Annotated in this window: 15 protein-coding genes and 3 pseudogenes; 9 read left to right on the plus strand and 9 right to left on the minus strand. The window is 68.1% G+C overall.

The features are described 5' to 3' along the window. The first annotated feature begins 20 nt into the window (after window positions 1–20). Complete coding sequence (locus tag O7631_RS27075; RefSeq protein WP_278146874.1) at window positions 21–866, plus strand: hypothetical protein; 846 nt, start codon at window positions 21–23, stop codon at window positions 864–866. Window positions 867–977: 111 nt separating this feature from the next. On the opposite strand, the gene O7631_RS27080 is transcribed toward O7631_RS27075, so the two are convergent. Beyond that, window positions 978–2,045 (minus strand): FUSC family protein, encoded by a 1,068-nt coding sequence (locus O7631_RS27080; protein WP_278146875.1) that lies wholly within the window; start codon window positions 2,043–2,045, stop codon window positions 978–980. 936 nt (window positions 2,046–2,981) lie between these two features. On the opposite strand from O7631_RS27080, the gene O7631_RS27085 reads away from it, so the two are divergent. Together O7631_RS27085 and O7631_RS27090 are read left to right on the plus strand one after the other, a co-directional pair. Beyond that, window positions 2,982–3,203: a hypothetical protein gene (locus tag O7631_RS27085; protein WP_278146876.1), complete on the plus strand. Its 222-nt coding sequence runs from the start codon at window positions 2,982–2,984 to the stop codon at window positions 3,201–3,203. Window positions 3,204–3,357: 154 nt separating this feature from the next. After that, window positions 3,358–3,588 (plus strand): annotated as a pseudogene (locus O7631_RS27090) (alpha/beta fold hydrolase); the annotation flags it as partial. A 197-nt stretch (window positions 3,589–3,785) separates the two neighbouring features. Here the strand turns inward: O7631_RS27090 and O7631_RS27095 are convergent. From O7631_RS27095 to O7631_RS27110, 4 genes are all read right to left on the minus strand, one after another. Further along, window positions 3,786–4,550: an SDR family oxidoreductase gene (locus O7631_RS27095; protein WP_278146877.1), complete on the minus strand. Its 765-nt coding sequence runs from the start codon at window positions 4,548–4,550 to the stop codon at window positions 3,786–3,788. A 47-nt stretch (window positions 4,551–4,597) separates the two neighbouring features. Further along, on the minus strand, window positions 4,598–5,581 hold the full coding sequence (locus tag O7631_RS27100) for an NADP-dependent oxidoreductase (protein WP_278146878.1): 984 nt from the start codon (window positions 5,579–5,581) through the stop codon (window positions 4,598–4,600). Between the two features lie 23 nt (window positions 5,582–5,604). Further along, window positions 5,605–6,348, minus strand: coding sequence for a DsbA family oxidoreductase (locus tag O7631_RS27105; protein WP_278146879.1), 744 nt, complete (start codon window positions 6,346–6,348; stop codon window positions 5,605–5,607). Window positions 6,349–6,447: 99 nt separating this feature from the next. After that, complete coding sequence (locus O7631_RS27110) at window positions 6,448–7,140, minus strand: TetR/AcrR family transcriptional regulator (protein ID WP_278146880.1); 693 nt, start codon at window positions 7,138–7,140, stop codon at window positions 6,448–6,450. 431 nt (window positions 7,141–7,571) lie between these two features. Between O7631_RS27110 and O7631_RS27115 the strand changes: the two genes are divergently transcribed. The 3 genes from O7631_RS27115 (at window position 7,572) to O7631_RS27125 (ending at window position 10,086) form a co-directional block, all read left to right on the plus strand. Further along, window positions 7,572–8,192 (plus strand): nuclear transport factor 2 family protein, encoded by a 621-nt coding sequence (locus tag O7631_RS27115; protein WP_278146881.1) that lies wholly within the window; start codon window positions 7,572–7,574, stop codon window positions 8,190–8,192. 183 nt (window positions 8,193–8,375) lie between these two features. After that, window positions 8,376–8,774, plus strand: a complete 399-nt coding sequence (locus O7631_RS27120; RefSeq protein ID WP_278146882.1) for a hypothetical protein — start codon at window positions 8,376–8,378, stop codon at window positions 8,772–8,774. 397 nt (window positions 8,775–9,171) lie between these two features. Further along, window positions 9,172–10,086 carry an AEC family transporter gene (locus tag O7631_RS27125; protein ID WP_278146883.1) on the plus strand — a complete coding sequence of 305 codons (915 nt, stop codon included), beginning with the start codon at window positions 9,172–9,174 and terminating at the stop codon, window positions 10,084–10,086. A 69-nt stretch (window positions 10,087–10,155) separates the two neighbouring features. Here O7631_RS27125 and O7631_RS27130 read toward each other — a convergent pair whose 3' ends face one another. The 3 genes from O7631_RS27130 to O7631_RS27140 form a co-directional block, all read right to left on the minus strand. Further along, window positions 10,156–10,731 (minus strand): DinB family protein, encoded by a 576-nt coding sequence (locus O7631_RS27130; protein ID WP_278146884.1) that lies wholly within the window; start codon window positions 10,729–10,731, stop codon window positions 10,156–10,158. Window positions 10,732–10,956: 225 nt separating this feature from the next. After that, entirely contained in the window at window positions 10,957–11,436 is a 480-nt protein-coding gene (locus O7631_RS27135) for a YfbM family protein (RefSeq protein ID WP_278146885.1), read from the minus strand. An 82-nt stretch (window positions 11,437–11,518) separates the two neighbouring features. Beyond that, window positions 11,519–12,274, minus strand: coding sequence for a suppressor of fused domain protein (locus O7631_RS27140; protein WP_278146886.1), 756 nt, complete (start codon window positions 12,272–12,274; stop codon window positions 11,519–11,521). Between the two features lie 116 nt (window positions 12,275–12,390). Here O7631_RS27140 and O7631_RS27145 point away from each other — a divergent pair. After that, a pseudogene (locus O7631_RS27145) lies at window positions 12,391–12,741 on the plus strand (cyclic-phosphate processing receiver domain-containing protein); the annotation flags it as partial. Window positions 12,742–12,843: 102 nt separating this feature from the next. Further along, window positions 12,844–13,170: pseudogene (locus O7631_RS27150) on the plus strand (ADP-ribosylation/crystallin J1); the annotation flags it as partial. Between the two features lie 410 nt (window positions 13,171–13,580). Here the strand turns inward: O7631_RS27150 and O7631_RS27155 are convergent. Beyond that, on the minus strand, window positions 13,581–14,231 hold the full coding sequence (locus O7631_RS27155) for a TetR/AcrR family transcriptional regulator (RefSeq protein WP_278146887.1): 651 nt from the start codon (window positions 14,229–14,231) through the stop codon (window positions 13,581–13,583). Between the two features lie 50 nt (window positions 14,232–14,281). Here O7631_RS27155 and O7631_RS27160 point away from each other — a divergent pair, with 50 nt between their 5' ends. Then, on the plus strand, window positions 14,282–15,211 hold the full coding sequence (locus O7631_RS27160) for an NADP-dependent oxidoreductase (RefSeq protein WP_278146888.1): 930 nt from the start codon (window positions 14,282–14,284) through the stop codon (window positions 15,209–15,211). The last annotated feature ends 126 nt before the right edge of the window (window positions 15,212–15,337 follow it).

Below are 15,337 nucleotides of genomic sequence, written 5' to 3' on the forward strand. Positions count from 1 at the left end.
CGAAGCCCGAGGAGTGCGGGATGACCGAATCAAAGAGCCGGGACACGGACGCGCGGGAGTCGCCGGGGCAACCGCGTAAGCGGGTTGACGGGCAGCGCGACGCCGGGCAAGGCGCGGAATCCGCCGGGTGGGGCGAGAACCGCGGTGTCGCCACCGGGCCAACCGGGGCCGAGCCCGGCGAACGCCCCCTCGTCCAGAAGAGTGGTGCGCACGGCCTTCCTCAGCCCGCCGGTGGGCGCAGCAGCAAAACGATGTCGGACCCCGACGTCGTCCTCCAGATCCCGCAGGTCAAGGTTGAGCAGATCTACGTCGAGGTAGACGATCTGGACACCTCTGTATCTCTGCGAGCAAGGCTAGGCAGCCTGCTCCAGCTCGATGTGGGCGTTCAGGCGCATCTTGGCACGGTGAAGGTCGACATCAAGGGCGTGGAGGCCGAGGCGATGCTCGAGGTTCGGCTCGATGAGCTTCGGGGCATTCTCGACAGCGCCCTCCGCACGATCGAGCGCAACCCCCAGATCATCGAGTCGCTCGTGAAGACGGTGGACAACGCCGTGCACCAGGTCGGGCAGACGGCGCAGGAGGCGCTGGGACCCGATGGACCGCTGTCGCAGACGCTGCAGCAGGCGACCCAGCAGGTCGGCCAACAACTCGGGCAGGCCACCCAGCAGCTCGGACAGAGCACCCAGCAACGTGCGCACAGCAGCGGGACGGTGGCTGGTGGTGGCATGGGTCTCGGCGGCGTGCTGGGCGGGTCTCCGGCCCACGCCGCGTGGCAACGGATGAAGAAGATCGTCAACAGCAGCCAGCCGCTGAGGCAGGTCACGACGTGGCTGGCTGGCCCGCAGGGGCAGCAGCCGCCGAGCTGAATCGACGTCCGGCGGTGGTGGCAGAGCAATTGACCAGATCACACCACTTCCCGCCACCCGGGGGTCACGACTGGCCCAGATTAGTGACCAAGATTGACCGCGACGGCCATCTCAGGCGCTCTCGCCGTAACGTTCCCGGGTCAGCCGATTGGCCGTCTCCGGATCGAGACCGCTGGCGCGGAGCAGGTCACTCGCCGCGACCCGCGTCTGGGTGATCAGCGTCTGACTGAACCGGCCGGTGGCAACGTCGCCGGCTTTGCGGGCGCTGTGCATGGCCGCCAGGGCCGTCGCCCGCGCCCGCTGCGGTTCACGGCCCGACACGCGTTCAGCCCGAAGGTGCTCGTTGGCGTCGGCGAGTTGCCGGAGTGTCGTGGTCAGCTCAGACGGAACCGCCTCGTCGTACTGCAACACGGTCGCCGAGGTACGCGCCAGATCCTGTGCGTCGCCAACCAACCGTTGGGCATGCTCCGCGAAGTGGGCGAACTGTTCCACGTCGTCACGCCTGAGCCATCTCGCCGGTGCCAGACTCACCACCTCCTTCGCTCCGTCGATCGCCTGCGACAACCGTCCGAGGTCGGGTCCTGAGTCCCGCAGGCGCTGCAGGGACGCAGTCGCCTGCTCAGCATCACGCTTGTCCAACGCGGTCGCGACGGTGCGTAGCTCCCCGCTGGTCAGCTCGACGATCGGCGTGGCCGCCCGGTTGAGGACGCGCATCGGGTTGACCGGAAACAGGAGCGTGACCACCGCCAGCCCCACCGCCCCACCGATCAAGGCATCCAGGATCCTGGGCCACTCGAGGTTGGGATCCGCCGGCGACAGGGTCGCGATCACGACAGCCGAAGCACCCGCGTGGGCGACGGTAGCGCCGCTGCCACCGGAAAGGATCAGCGCGAACGCGATCGCGACACCAACCGCCAGGCCGATCTGCACCGGTCCCGGACCGACGACATAGAGCAGAGCGTCCCCGATGAGGATTCCGATTACCACGCCGATCAGCGTCTGGACGGTTCGTCGGACCCGCTGGCCGATTGCGGCGACGATCGTCCCGACCGCCGCGGACGGAGCGAAAACCGGCGCAGGAATGCCCAACACGTCGTGCCCGATGAACCAGGACAACGCCGCGGCCAGCGCCGCCTGCACCGTGATCACCAAAATGACGTCCGTCAGGTGCAGCCGCACCCGCCACCCCCGACGCCCACGCTGGCGAGCCTGCTGTGCCGCCTGCCGCACCTCGGCCGCTACGGCGTCGACAACTGAAGGCGGATCGGGCGAAGGTTCCTGGGCGCCACGCATGGGGGTAACTACCCGAAGCAGCGACAAACAAGTCAGCGACCAGTGCCGTCTGAGTCGATGGTGGCCCGGCACAGCAGCCGCAACCGACTGGACCTTTGGGGGCCTCGTGTAAGACCTGCCTCAGCTCGGGGTCGTAGACCCGAGCCCGTTTCCTGGCATCGCGGACCACCGGCCGTTCGTCGCTGGGCCCGCCCGGGTGTTTCACGGCAACTCGGAGATGAAAACGTCTACCGCCCAACGCGGCCCGCCATGCTCAACAGCATTCCGGGGCGGAGGGTGCCCCTGGAGATCAATGGGTCCCGGCTCGGACACAACCTGTACAGCATCCTAGGAGGGTGGCTCCCGGGTGCCTTTGGCGTGGCGCTGGTCGCCACAGCTTGCGGTAAAGGCTCCCAGCTTTACGGAACCCGATCATCGACTGCACTGCCAGCCTTCAAGTCGGCCGAGGTGTCCCCTGCCTCCTAGGGAATCCGCGATTTTCATTTACAAAGCCTTCCTCAGTGCCGCCTCTGCCTCACCTGCTGGCACGATGACCAGTGGCACCTACAGTGGACCTGAAAGCTCAGCCAAGACATCGAAGATGTGCGCCCGAGCGCGGAGAACCATTGCGGCGGCCGGCGTAAATCAGCTCGTATCCTTAGGCCACCCGTTCGGTCGAGAGGCTCCAGCTGGCGTGCTCCTGGCAGACCCGCCCACTGAGGCGGGCAACACTGTGCAAGGCTGGCTAGATCGGCAGAGTCGTCCCGGATGAAACAGATGGCGGCCCGCCGACCGCATCCCGCTCGAAAGCATGGGCGCCCAGGCACCGGGTAACCACCGGGCATGGGTAGTCAGCAGCGCAACAAGCATGACAGCGGCGGCGAGTCGGCGCGGGGCCGCCGGCACCCGGGCAGCGGCGCGCGGGGCCGGCAAGGGGCCACGGTGGAGCACTCGCCGAATCAGCGGCACGAGCGCACCGCGACCGGATCAGCCGGCACCGAGCGCGACCACAGCCGCTCTAAGACGGCCCGGGAGGGGCGGGTCAACCGCCAGGGTACGGCCTGACCCACTGTTACCCCTCCTCCCCGCGCTCGTCGGTCAGCTCGGCGCCTGCCTGTTTGCCGCAGCAAATGTGTACAGCCGGCAGAGGGATGCTCCCGAGCCCGGTCCTTCGGTCTCCCGATGAACCGACCCTGCGGTCGAGGGAGAGGCTTTCGTTGATGGTTGCGCTGACGCGCGGCCAGAACCGTGCTCGTTTTCGTTGACGGAGTGGCACACCATTTCCAGCACCTACATCGTCTGCGAGGCGGACAACGCCCTGCCACCCTTCGCCCAGGAACTCATGGCCAAGCGGGCTGAACGGGTGCTGCGGATGAACTCCTCACACCCGCCATTTCTTTCTCAGCCCACCGAACTGGCCGCGCTGATCTCGGCCGAACTCTCCGCCTGACGCTCGCCGCCGCCCGGTAGGGCATCGCCAACCCGGGCATCCGAACCGGGCGGCCGGCTGGACAGTCCATTGACTACGACGAAACTGGTGGCGCGAGTCGGATGGCGTCGCACGGCACCGGATACCAACGGGCGACCTGAGAGGCGATGGCATCGTCGGTCACACGGTTAACGCGCCGAAGATCTGCAGGCGAGTCGTCAGCCGGCGGTCAGGCCGCCGTCGATCGCGAGCGCGGCTCCGGTGACGAACGGGGCTTCGTCGCTGAGGAGGAAGGCCGCGAACGCGGCAATCTCCTCGGGCCTTCCGATCCGGCCCACGGGGTGCATGGCGCCGGCAGCCCGGAGTGCCTCCTGCGGGTTCGGGCCCATGTTGCCGCGCAGCAGTGGGGTGTCGACACCACCGGTGACGAGCGCGTTGATCCGCACGCCCGTCGCGGCCACGTCGAGTGCCGCCGATCGGGTGAGCCCGACAACGCCGTGCTTGGCCGCGCTGTAGGCGGCCATGCCCGCCATCCCGGTGACACCGAGGTTGGAGGCGTTGTTCACGATCGAACCGCCGCCGGAGGCCTGCAGTGCGGGGATCTGGTGCTTCAGGCCGTGGAAGACACTGGTGAGGTTGAGTGTCAGTTCGGCACCCCAGGCGTCACCGTCGATGTCGGTTACCGGGCCGTACGCGGTGGCCGCGCCGACGTTGTTGAAGGCACCGTCGAGCCGGCCGTAGTGGTCGACCGCCTGCTGGACCAGCCGCGCCATTTCGGCCTCGACCGTCACGTCGGTCGGCACGAAGAGGGCTTCGCGCCCGGCGGAACGCAGTTCGGCGGCGAACGTCTCGCCGGCGTCCTTGCCGCGGGCCGCCAGGACGACCTTCGCGCCCTCGGCGGCGACCCGCTCGGCGGTGGCCCGGCCCATGCCGGAGGTGGCGCCGGTGATCAGAATGACCCTGTCTGCGAATCGGGTGGACACAGTTGATCCTTGTCTTTGTCAGAGGAGTGTTTCAGTAAAGGCGTGGTTCAGAACGTGAGCACGAGTCGGCCGCGGACACCGCCGGCGGCGAATCGGCGATGCGCGTCGGGCGCCTCGACGGCGGGCAGAATCTTCGCCACCCGCGGAACGAGCACACCCGCCTCGGCTAGCCGACGGATCTCGTCCAGCTTGTCCGTCCGGCCGGCGTATTCGGGCACGAACGGCGTCAGCACCCTGATGCCCCGGGTGCTCGCGGCCTCGTAGCCGCCGGGCTCGTCGGCCTGGCGGATCCGGACCAGGATGCCGCCGTCACGTACGGCATCGAAGAGTGCCGTTCCGAACAGTGCCACGTCGGCGATGGCGTCCACACCGTCCGGGAAGTGCGCCCGGATACCGTTGACGACATCGGGTCCCCTGGCCACCACGATGGCCGCACCGGACTCCCGGACCAGGGCTTCGTCGGCCGGGGCGGCGTCGGCGACCACGGTCAGCCCGGCGTTGCTGGCCATCTGGACCAGGTAGCCGCCGAGCGTGCCGGCGGCCCCGATCACGGCCAGGGTCGACCCTGGCGCGAGCGCCAGCTGGTCGAGCGCGAGCAGCGCGGTGAGTCCGTTCATCGGCAGCGTCGCCGCCGCCTCATGGCTGACGCCCGCTGGCGCGCGGACGACCCATCTGGCCGGACGCACCACGTACTCCACATAGCCGCCACCGCTGTTCTCCAGCGTGCCGTCCGGGGTCGGGGTCACCGGGAGGAGCATCGCCATCACCCGGTCACCGACCGACAGATCGGTGACCGCACCCGGGCCGATCTCGTCGACCACGCCCGCGACGTCCATTCCGGGCACGTAGGGCCCTGGCACCCCGGCCAGGGCCGACGCGTGAACGCCCGAGCGCAGCAGGGTGTCGGACGGATTCACCGCCGCCGCGTGTACGCGTACCCGAACCTCGCCGGGGCCCGCGTGCGGTTCCGGCAGTTCGATGACGCGTAGCACCTCCGGCCCGCCGAATTCATGTAGACCAACAGCTCGCACGAAAGTCTTCCTCTCGGGGTTCATCAAATGCCCGGTGTTCTTGGCTCGCCGGTGCTCCAGCCGCGGGGCGTTTCACACCCGTGCGCGTCGCACCCGGCTCGGTCGTCGGTACCGAGGACGGTCAGCACCGGTTGGCGTTCAGCCCAGGCCCGCCTCAGCACCTCGGAGAAGGCCTCGACCGACTGGGCGCCGGAGACGCCGTACTTCCGGTCGATCACGAAGAACGGCACGCCGGTGATGCCCAGCTGCGCGGCCTCGGCCTCGTCCCTTCGCACCTCGTCGGCGTACGCCCGCCTGTCGGCAAGCACGGCGCGGATCTCGGCCTCGTCGAGTCCGGCGCGGACGGCGATCTCCACCTGGTGCTCGGAGTCGTAGATGCTCCGTTCCGCAGCGAAGTTGCCCTGATAGAACAGCGTCAGCAGCTCATCGTGCAGACCCCGGGCCGCGGAAAGTTGCAACAGCCGGTGCAGGTCGAAGGTGTTGCCGTGGTCCCGGAAGTCGACGAGGTAGTCGAGCCCTTCCTCCCGGGCGATGCCTGCGAGGTTCTCCTCCGCCGCCCGGGCCTCGGCCGGAGTCAGGTCGTACTTCTTCGCATGCGCCGCCCCGGTCGTCGGGCCGGTGTGGGCAAGCTGAGGGTCGAGTTCGAAGGAGCGGTGCGTCACCTCGACGTGGTCCCGATGCCGGAACAGAGTAAGCGCCTTTTCGAAGCGTGCTTTGCCGACATAGCACCATGGACAGGATATATCCGACCAGATTTCGACATGCATGATCTGCCTCCTTTCGAGAGGGGTCTGTCGCGTGCGAGGAGGTTGCGCCTGCGGCCGGAAGGGAGTCTGGGGTTTACCTCGTGGGCGGAGCTCCGGTGCTCACGCCTGGCTGATCTGCGGGCCGGGCGCGTCGAGAGTTGTTCGCCCGGGGGCACGCATGCCGTCGAGCAGGATGGTGACGACGCGACGCCATCCGTCGGGTCCCGCGTCGACACCGAGACAGTGGTCGGTGTCCAGCGGCGCACGTGAGCAGATCATGATGTCCTGCCACGTCACGTCGGCGCGCAGCTCGTCGGCGGCGTGCGCCCGCTCGGTCAGCCGGATGACGGCGTCCTGCAGCGCGGCGGTCCGCTGTGCCAGTTCGGGCGACGGCGGCCGTTCGCACGCTGCGGTGACCTCAGCCAGGCCACGACTGTCCCGATGAGCCCCCGCCAGTTCCATGACGAACTCGGCCAGCCCGTCCCAGGGATTCGGGCGTTCGATACAAGCTTGTGCGGTCTCGCACAACTCGTCATACAGGCCGAGGACCACGGCGTCGAGCAGTGCCTCTTTGGTGCCGAAGCGCCGGTACAACGTACCCACGCCCACGCCCGCAGCCGTGGCGATGTCCAGAGCCGACACGTCGAGTCCACGGGAGGCAATCGCCTCCCGTGTGGCAACGATCAGTTGGCGCCGGTTGCGGCGAGCGTCCGCCCGGACGTCAGTCATGGAGCCCAGCCCAGACGTGTGGGATCCGGCGCTCTTCACTGCTTCCGAGCGCTGCCGACCCGTTCCGTAGCCGGAACGTTTCATGGCGAGAACTCACGGGGCCTCCCTGCGCATCCATCAACAATCGAGCATCACTAGGCGGACGGGCGTCGTCCGGATCTGACTCTAACCCAACGGGACGGGCATCGTCCGCTTTCCAAAGCTCCGGCATCGTGACCCTCGCCACCAGCAAACAAGCGGCGTTCCGCTTCGACTGGCCGACCCCGCCTGACGTGCGGCGGGCGACCGGCTCCGGTGCGCGTCGGGGGTGGCCAGGGTCACCGCGTTGACCACCCAAAGAAGCGGACGACAGTCGTCCCCTTGGGCTAGGCTCGCCACCGTCTGAAAGCGGACGCAACCCGTCCGCATAGCGATTCAAGTCCATTGCGAGGGCTCGCCGGTTCTGAGGCCTTCGTCCTACAAGGGACGAGATCCGAGCCGTCCGAGACCGTTACAGAGACGAGAGGAACCACGTCATGAGCAAGCAGAAAACCCGTCGGGCGGCGACGCTGCGGTCGCGGGTCAGCGCAGCGGCCGCGGCGGCTGCGTTGCTGGTCGGCGCCGGGGTGGGCGCAGCAGCCCTCACCTCCCGGGCGGCAAGCGCGCACGACCACCCGACGAGCACCTCCTCCAAGTCACTCGCCGAGCGGGTGCAGCGCTTGGAAGACATCGAAGAGATCCACCAACTCAAGGCTCGCTACTTCCGCTTCGTGGACGAGAAGAAGCACGACGACCTGGCCGCGCTGTTCACGCCCGACGCCAAGCTGGTCACCGACGGGATCACCTGGAAATCGCCGAAGGAGTTCGCCTACACGATTCGCGACCTCACCGGCGCCGCCCCGTCAGCTCACTCGGGAGCCATGCCAGAGATCACGATCACGGGACCGAACACGGCGTCCGGAATCTGGTCGATGGAAGACATCCTCACCTTCCCGGCCGGCCCGAACGCTCCTGAGGGGCACAACGGCTACGGGCAGTACCGCGAGACCTACAAGAAGGTCAACGGTAGGTTTCTTATCGATTCGGTACTGCTAACCCGCTTCTGGATGGACCCGCTGCCTGCCTGGACTCCTCCGGCAACCACGAACGGCGAGTGAGGCACGTGGCGTGGCGGGTTGCGTAACCTGACACGCCACCACCTCTCCAAGCCGCACGCGTGGAAGAGAAAGCCCGGGCAGCATGCCCGTGCTGGCCATCGCACCCACCCACGACCGCCACTCCCGTCAGCGGCAGAAGAGGACGGCGGCTGCGCAGTCTTTGTCGGCAGTATGGTCGAGCCCGTGCACGCTGCATCCCGCCTTTCGGGTCTACCCGAGCTGGCCCAGGTTCGGAAAGTATGGTTCAGCGACTGGTACGACGGGCCAATCACGGGTGTCGCTGCGCACGATGGTCGCGAGTACTGGTTCGTCATGGTCACCAACGACGCGGCTGGCGAAACGTGGGACTTCAACCCTCGCGTCTACGCCCTTCACCTGCTCTCCAGCGAGCAACTGGCACAGGCGTGGAATATGCACCGAGCTTTCGCCAGTGCAGGGCTTCCGGGCTGCCTGCATTTGCCGCGATGCGCTTCTGCTGGGGCCACTGTTGACGAACTGGACGCGCTGCGCGAGCGTTGGCCAGCTGAGTTTGAGGTCGGCCTCATGAACACTCCAGCGATCGCATGGTTCCAGGACGGGTAGCTTCGGCAACGCGAGTGCTTCCGGACCAGCACATGTCCGTCCGCCGGTCCGAGGGTGGGCGACGGTCGCAGGGCGGTTGTACGCGCACGGCCACCGGTGGATGTGCGGGATGTTCGTCCGATCCGGACGGGATGCGAGGCTGAACACGTGGCTTCCCCGATCGAAGCACCTTTCGGCAGCCCCGGCTGCCCGGCGGCTTGGTACGCACTTCGGACGCGTCGGTGCGATTGAAGACCGGCGGAAGCCCGCCGGAGTGTCACGGATCCCGGCTCGCCCTGCGACAGGTCGATGACGTCCTCGCCCAGGTCGAGACTGTCGCCGGGTTCATTGGCTCGTACTCTCCCGACGCCCGCCAGGCCGTGAGCCGGCGCGACACCCGCCCCTCGGTGCCGCCCGGATGAGCATGGCGTCGGCGTTCGTACCGATCTGGATGCTCACCGCGGTCGGCTACGCGGCCTGTCGTTGGGGCCTGCTGGGCGAGGCGGCGGCAGCGGTGCTCGGCCGGTTCGTGTTCCATCTCGCGATGCCGTCGGCCCTGTTCCTGGCTCTGTCCCGAATGCCGCTGTCCGGGTTCGCCGGCCGCCCACTGCTCGCCTTCGCGGTGAGCACGGCAGCGGTCGTCGGGGTCGGGTGGGTCGCCGCGAGCTGGCTGTTCGGTCACACGTCCGGCGAACGGCCGATCTGGGGCATGGCCGCCGGCTACGTCAACTCGGCGAACCTCGGCATCCCGATCGCCACGCAGGTGATCGGCAACGTGTCGTTCCTGGCGGAGGTGGTGCTGCTGCAGGTGCTCGTGGTAACGCCCGTGATCCTGATCGCCCTGGACCGGCACAGCGACCCGGCCGGGCGGGTACGGGTCCGCCGTATCGCCTCCCTGCCCGTACGTAACCCGGTGATCCTGGCGTCGCTGCTCGGTGTCGCCTGCTCGGCTACCGGCCTTCGTCTGCCGTCGACCGCCAGCGCGCCACTCACCCTGCTGTCGGGCGCCGCCGTTCCGGCCGCCCTGGTCGCGCTCGGCGCGTCACTGCACCGCACGGGGCCGTCGCGGGCCGAGCCTGCCGAACTGGCCGTGATCACCGCGCTGAAGCTCGTCGCACAGCCGGTCATCGCGTACGCGGCTGGCCTGGCCTTGCAGCTGTCCGCGCCGCAGTTGCTCGCCGTGGTGGTGTGCGCGGGCCTGCCGACAGCGCAGAACACGTTCATCTACAGCCAGGAGTACGGCGTCGGCGAGACAGTCGCCAACCGGGCGGTGGTGGTGACCACAACGCTGTCACTGGCCACCCTGGCCGCAGCGGCGGCGCTGCTCCGGTAGCGGAACGCGCATCGCCAGACCTAGGCTCCCCCTCGCCGCCAGCATGCGGCTCGCATGACCCACAAAGGCCTAATCGCCGCGTTTGCCGGCATCGAGAGCAGCCTGTTCCACTCGTCGGCGGTGGTCCAGCCACCATGACTCGTCGCCGGGAGGCAGGTTGTCGTTGCTGGGCAGCAGCCCGGCGGTGCCGTCGACGAGTTCGCGCACGATGTCGGCGTGGCCGGCGTGCCGTTGGGTGTCCACCACAACGTGGACCAGCACCTGATGCAACGTGACCGCTTCATCGCCCCACCAGGGCACCCGGCCGACATCGTTCAGCGCGAGTGCCTCGATGGTGGCGTCGGCGTGGGCGATCGCGCGCTGGTACAGATCGACGATTTCTTCACGGGTCTCGTCCGCGGTCGCCCACATGTCGGCGTTAGGTTCCGCGTCGTCCCCGACATACGACAGTTCCTGGTCGAACGGCCGGCCGAACACCACGCCGAAGTAGAGGATCTCCCCGACCGCGGCGTGTTTCACCAGGCCGAGCAGGTTGGTCGCGGTCCGGGTCAACGGGCGGCGAATGTCGTACTCGCCGAGCCCGTCGAGCTTCCACAGCAGCGCGTCGCGGCCGCCCTTCAAGTAACTGTGCAGGTCGTCCTTCATCGCGGCACTATGGCACCCCGGCTGGATCTGGCGTTGCCCCGACGATCGGCAGGGCCCCAGGACCGGCACGACGCGCCCTGCGGGCACCGGGTGGCGGTACGGCAGGGTGACCGTATACCCACGACCCTGATCAGACCCTACGCCGACTCGTCGCCGAAGAACTGGACCGCTTGACCAAGCCCACCGCTCGCTGACCCGGCAGCCAGCAGCCGGCGATCCGCTGGGTCAGGTGGCGGTGAAGATTACTGAGCGAGCCGCCATGGCGGCCCGGTCGTAGAACGTCCGAACATCGACGAAGTTGTTCCAGGTGTACTCGAAATCGTCGTCGTCCTGGGCACCGTCGTAGTCGCGGCCATCGATCGCGTCGAAGCGGCGGCGTAGCCAGGTCCGCTCGACAGATCGCAGGGCCTCGGCCACATCTCGCACCTCATCGGCGCTGACATACACGACGTAACAGTCATCGTGGAGATGACGGCCACCGAGCACCGCGTGGGACCACGGATACCGGCCACCGTCCGGATCGAGCGTGCCATCGGTCAGGCAGCGGTGGATCGCGTCCCAGGCTTTGTCGGTGTCTACCGCCAAAGCGTCATCGCCCCGAGACTCCTCGATCTCCTCGAGGAACTCGCCCACCGTGTCGTCGTCTGCCGCCAGCAGCAGACGCTCCTGCTGCTCGGGTGTGATGGCGAAGTGCACCCCCAACATGCCGGCGATCGTACGGGGCGTGCACTGAAGGCTGCGGGACACCTACGTCGACGTGCCTCCGACGCCCGCGTAGATCGAGCGGTCAGGCGTACGAGGGCCGACGCGGGTCCAACAATTCGGTGATGCCGCCACGGTCGAGGATCTCGATGAGCGCGTTGGTACCACGTTCGACCTTGACCGCTATCTCCTCCGGATGCAGAGGGATGAGCGCGAGCAACGCGATTCGGGCATCACCGCCGACGTCGATCGTCCGCGCCTCCGGCGGCACCCGCAGCATCGGCGTGACGACGACTCCGGCGAACGGGGTGTCCGCGGCGTAGGGCTGGGCGGGGTCGCCGTTCGGCACGGAATGCCACTCGCCGATCCAGGTTCCGTACTCGTGCGGTAGCCGAGCTACCTGCTTGAGGGCCCGCAGCGGCCACCCGGCTTCGTCGCCGAGCCCGGCTAGCTCGGTCAACGGCCAGTCAGCCGGCAGGCTCAGCATCAGTTCCGCGTACGGGCTGATGTCGTGACCTTCGGGGACTGCCATCGGCAGCTCACTCATCCCAGACGTGATCAGCGTCCGGTACGGGCGTTCCTCGGTCGGAGCCACGACATAGACATGCACACCGACCAGGTGCGAGGCGATCTCGTGGTAAACGAACTCGACGGGGCCGAAGTGTTCCTCGATGTGTCGGTCGATAGCGTCGGCGAAGGCCTGCTGCGGCCCCTGCGCCGGTACGAACCCGTCGTGCAGCGACTGATGGCGAACAACACCTGACCCGCTCGGCTCGTCCATGGCGACGCAGCCTATGCAAGGGTTCAACGAGGGCGCGACCGGGGCGTACTCATCGGGCATCCCACCCGCGCCGCCCCTGGTCATCGCGAAGGACCCACGGACACTCGGTGCCGACGGGCACGGTCGTCGGCCGAATCCGGATGTCCGATCCTGGCAGGGCCAGGCATCATCATCGCGTGGATGCCCGCCGAGTGATCGTCATGGTTGACGACCTTCGTTCGTTCGTTGATGGCCGTAGCGCCGAGGTGGCCCGTACCAGTGCCGCCGGCGTTGACCTCCTCGATCGACACCGGGGCGGCCGCCTGGACGAGCTGTGGCTGGACCATGACCTGGGCGGGGACGACACGATCTGGCCGGTCGTGGAGGTCCTGGAACGAGCTGCCTTCGACGAGCGCCCCTTTGACATCGGCGTCATCAACGTTCATTCCGCCAACCCGGCAGGTGCAGCGAGACTCGCGCAGGTCCTCCGACACTGGGGGTATCACGTCCGCGTGGCGTCGAACTCCCCGGACGTCGGTTATGTCGATGGTTCGGCGCCAAGTGACCGGCACGATAGCCCGCCGGACGGCTGTCACGCTCGGACAGCTCACCACGACCACCCCGTAACCCCGATTGGCGAGGAGCAGACAATCCACAACTCCGACACGATCACCCTGTGGCGGCCCACCGGGCGGGCCGAACGTGACCTTGTCGCGGAGTCGGGGTGGCGGGCTTGGCCTCCGCGCCTGGCCGACCAGCCGATCTTCTACCCCGTCCTGAACCGCTGGTACGCCACGAAGATCGCCCGCGAGTGGAACGTCCCCGCCGAGGGGGTCGGCTACGTGACCCGGTTCGACGTCGAACGGTCGTATATGGACCGTCATGAGGTTCACCAGGCCGGTGGCCGCGACGTGCTGGAGTACTGGATCCCCGCCGAGGAGCTGGCCGACTTCAACGCCCACATCGTCGGTGCCATCATCGAGGAAGCCGAGTACCGCGGCCCGGTGGACGACCAGGAGTTCACCGACGCCGAGGAGGCCCTGGGCCGGCCTCTGCCGGCCGCTTGGCGCACCTACCTCCACGGTGAGTCGTGGTTCCGGCGGGGCTGGATGCCCAGCGGAGCCTACGTATGGCTCAACTCCCCACGCGAGATGCTCGACGTCCACGACGCATGGGACCAGGCCACCGATGAGCACCCCGGCATCGCGATCATCGGCGGCGACGGTTCACGTGAGCAGCTCGTACTCGACCTGCGCAGCGACCCCGCACCAGTACTACTGGCCGACATCACCAGCAGTGGCTGGGAGACCGCGACTCGGCAGGCCGACGATGTCAGCCAGCTCATCGACAGCATCGAAGCGGGCACGTTCGAATTCAGCTTCGAGGACTAGCTGCCCGCCTGGCTGCGCCTCGCTGCCGATGCCGGGGGTGCCATCCGCACCACGGGCGGCAGCGGCGAGGCATCCGGCGAGGCCTGGAATGCCGAGATGGCGAGCGCGGCGAAGCGCCGGGAGGCGGTGACCTGGGTGGTCGGCGAGGTCGCGTGGATACCGCTGTTGGCCATGAGCACGAGGAGGACGTCGTCCAGGACGAAGTCGGGGCGCAGGCGGCCCGCTTCCTTGGCGCGGCGGGACAATTCGTCGATCGCTTTGAGCGCGTATTCGCGGCGCGCCTCGAAATCGACCGCGTGGGGAAAGGTCGAAATGAGAGCTGCAGTGAAGCCTCGATCACGGGCGTGCAGTTCACACATTTTTTCGATCACGAGACAGAAACCGTGCCACGGATCCGGATCGGCGAGGCCCTCGTCGACAACGGCGTGACACGCCTGCATCTGTTCCGCGAATGCCTCGGTGACCAGCATCTCCTTAGTCGGGAATCGTCGGTACAAGGTGGCAGGTGCAACCCCGGCACGCCGAGCAACCTCCCGCATGGGCACATCCAGACCGTCGACGGCGAAGACCTCGCGGGCAGCCTCGATGATGCGCTCACGGTTGTCCAGGGCGTCGGCGCGAAGAGTGTGAGGCAAACGATCGGTCACGGCTCTCACTTTAGCCAGACCGACAGCGGAGCGCGTTAGCGTCCGTCTGCATGAGGGCTTTGCAATTCACGAAGTACGGTCCCGCGAGCGTCCTTGAGGTCTCGGAGGCACCGGAACCGCACGCCGGACCCGGCCAGATACGGGTGGCGGTTCGGGCCTCGGGTGTCAATCCGGCCGACACATACGTCCGCGCCGGCCAATTCCAGGAGTGGATTCCGCTCCGCCTGCCGCACGTGCCCGGTGTCGACGCCGCCGGCCTGGTGGATGAGGTCGGTGACGGGGTGACCACCGCTCGGGTGGGCGATGAGGTCTTCGGGGTAACCGACTACGCCCAGATGGGCGGGGCGAACGCCGAATACGCCGTCCTGGCCGCATGGGCGCCGAAGCCGGCCGCCCTGACCTGGGAGCAGGCCGGGGGCGCGGCGGGCAACATCGAGACGGCCACCCGAGTCCTCGACCGGCTGGGCGTCAAGGACGGCACCACGCTGTTGATCGAGGGCGCGGCCGGCGGGGTCGGTACGACAGCGATCCAGCTCGCGGTCGCTCGCGGTGCGGCCGTCATCGGCACGGCCAGCGAGCGCAACCACGAGTTCGTCGTCTCGCTCGGGGCGATCCCGACCACGTACGGCCCCGGACTGGCCGAGCGGGTCCGCCCTCTGGTGCCCAGCGGGGTGGATGTCGTCTTCGACTGTGCCGGCTCTGGTTCCATACCGGACCTGGTCGGCCTGGTCGCGAGCCCGGACAGGGTGGTGAGCATCGCCGACATCAACGCCGCGGCCCACGGCGTGCACCTGTCGCGCGGCTCTGGCCCCGGTGCGGACACGCCGGCTCTCGAAGGAATCGCCGCCGCCGGCAGACTCGCCGAGCGCGGTCGGTTCACAGTGCCGGTCGCTGCCGTCTTCTCCTTGGAAGAGGCCAGCGCCGCCCACGAGTTGAGCGAGTCCCGCCACGCGCGGGGCAAGATCGTGCTGAAGCCGTAGCCCGGCCGACCGAGCGTCCGTCCACCTCACCCGAGCCCGCGCGGCCAGCACGAGCACCAGCACGACGCTGGCGGGCAGACACCGACACGTCAGGTAGCGGCCCCGGACCCCGGTCAGGGGTCCGGA

The organism is Micromonospora sp. WMMD967 (assembly GCF_029626165.1).
GTDB classification, from domain to species: domain Bacteria; phylum Actinomycetota; class Actinomycetes; order Mycobacteriales; family Micromonosporaceae; genus Micromonospora; species Micromonospora taraxaci.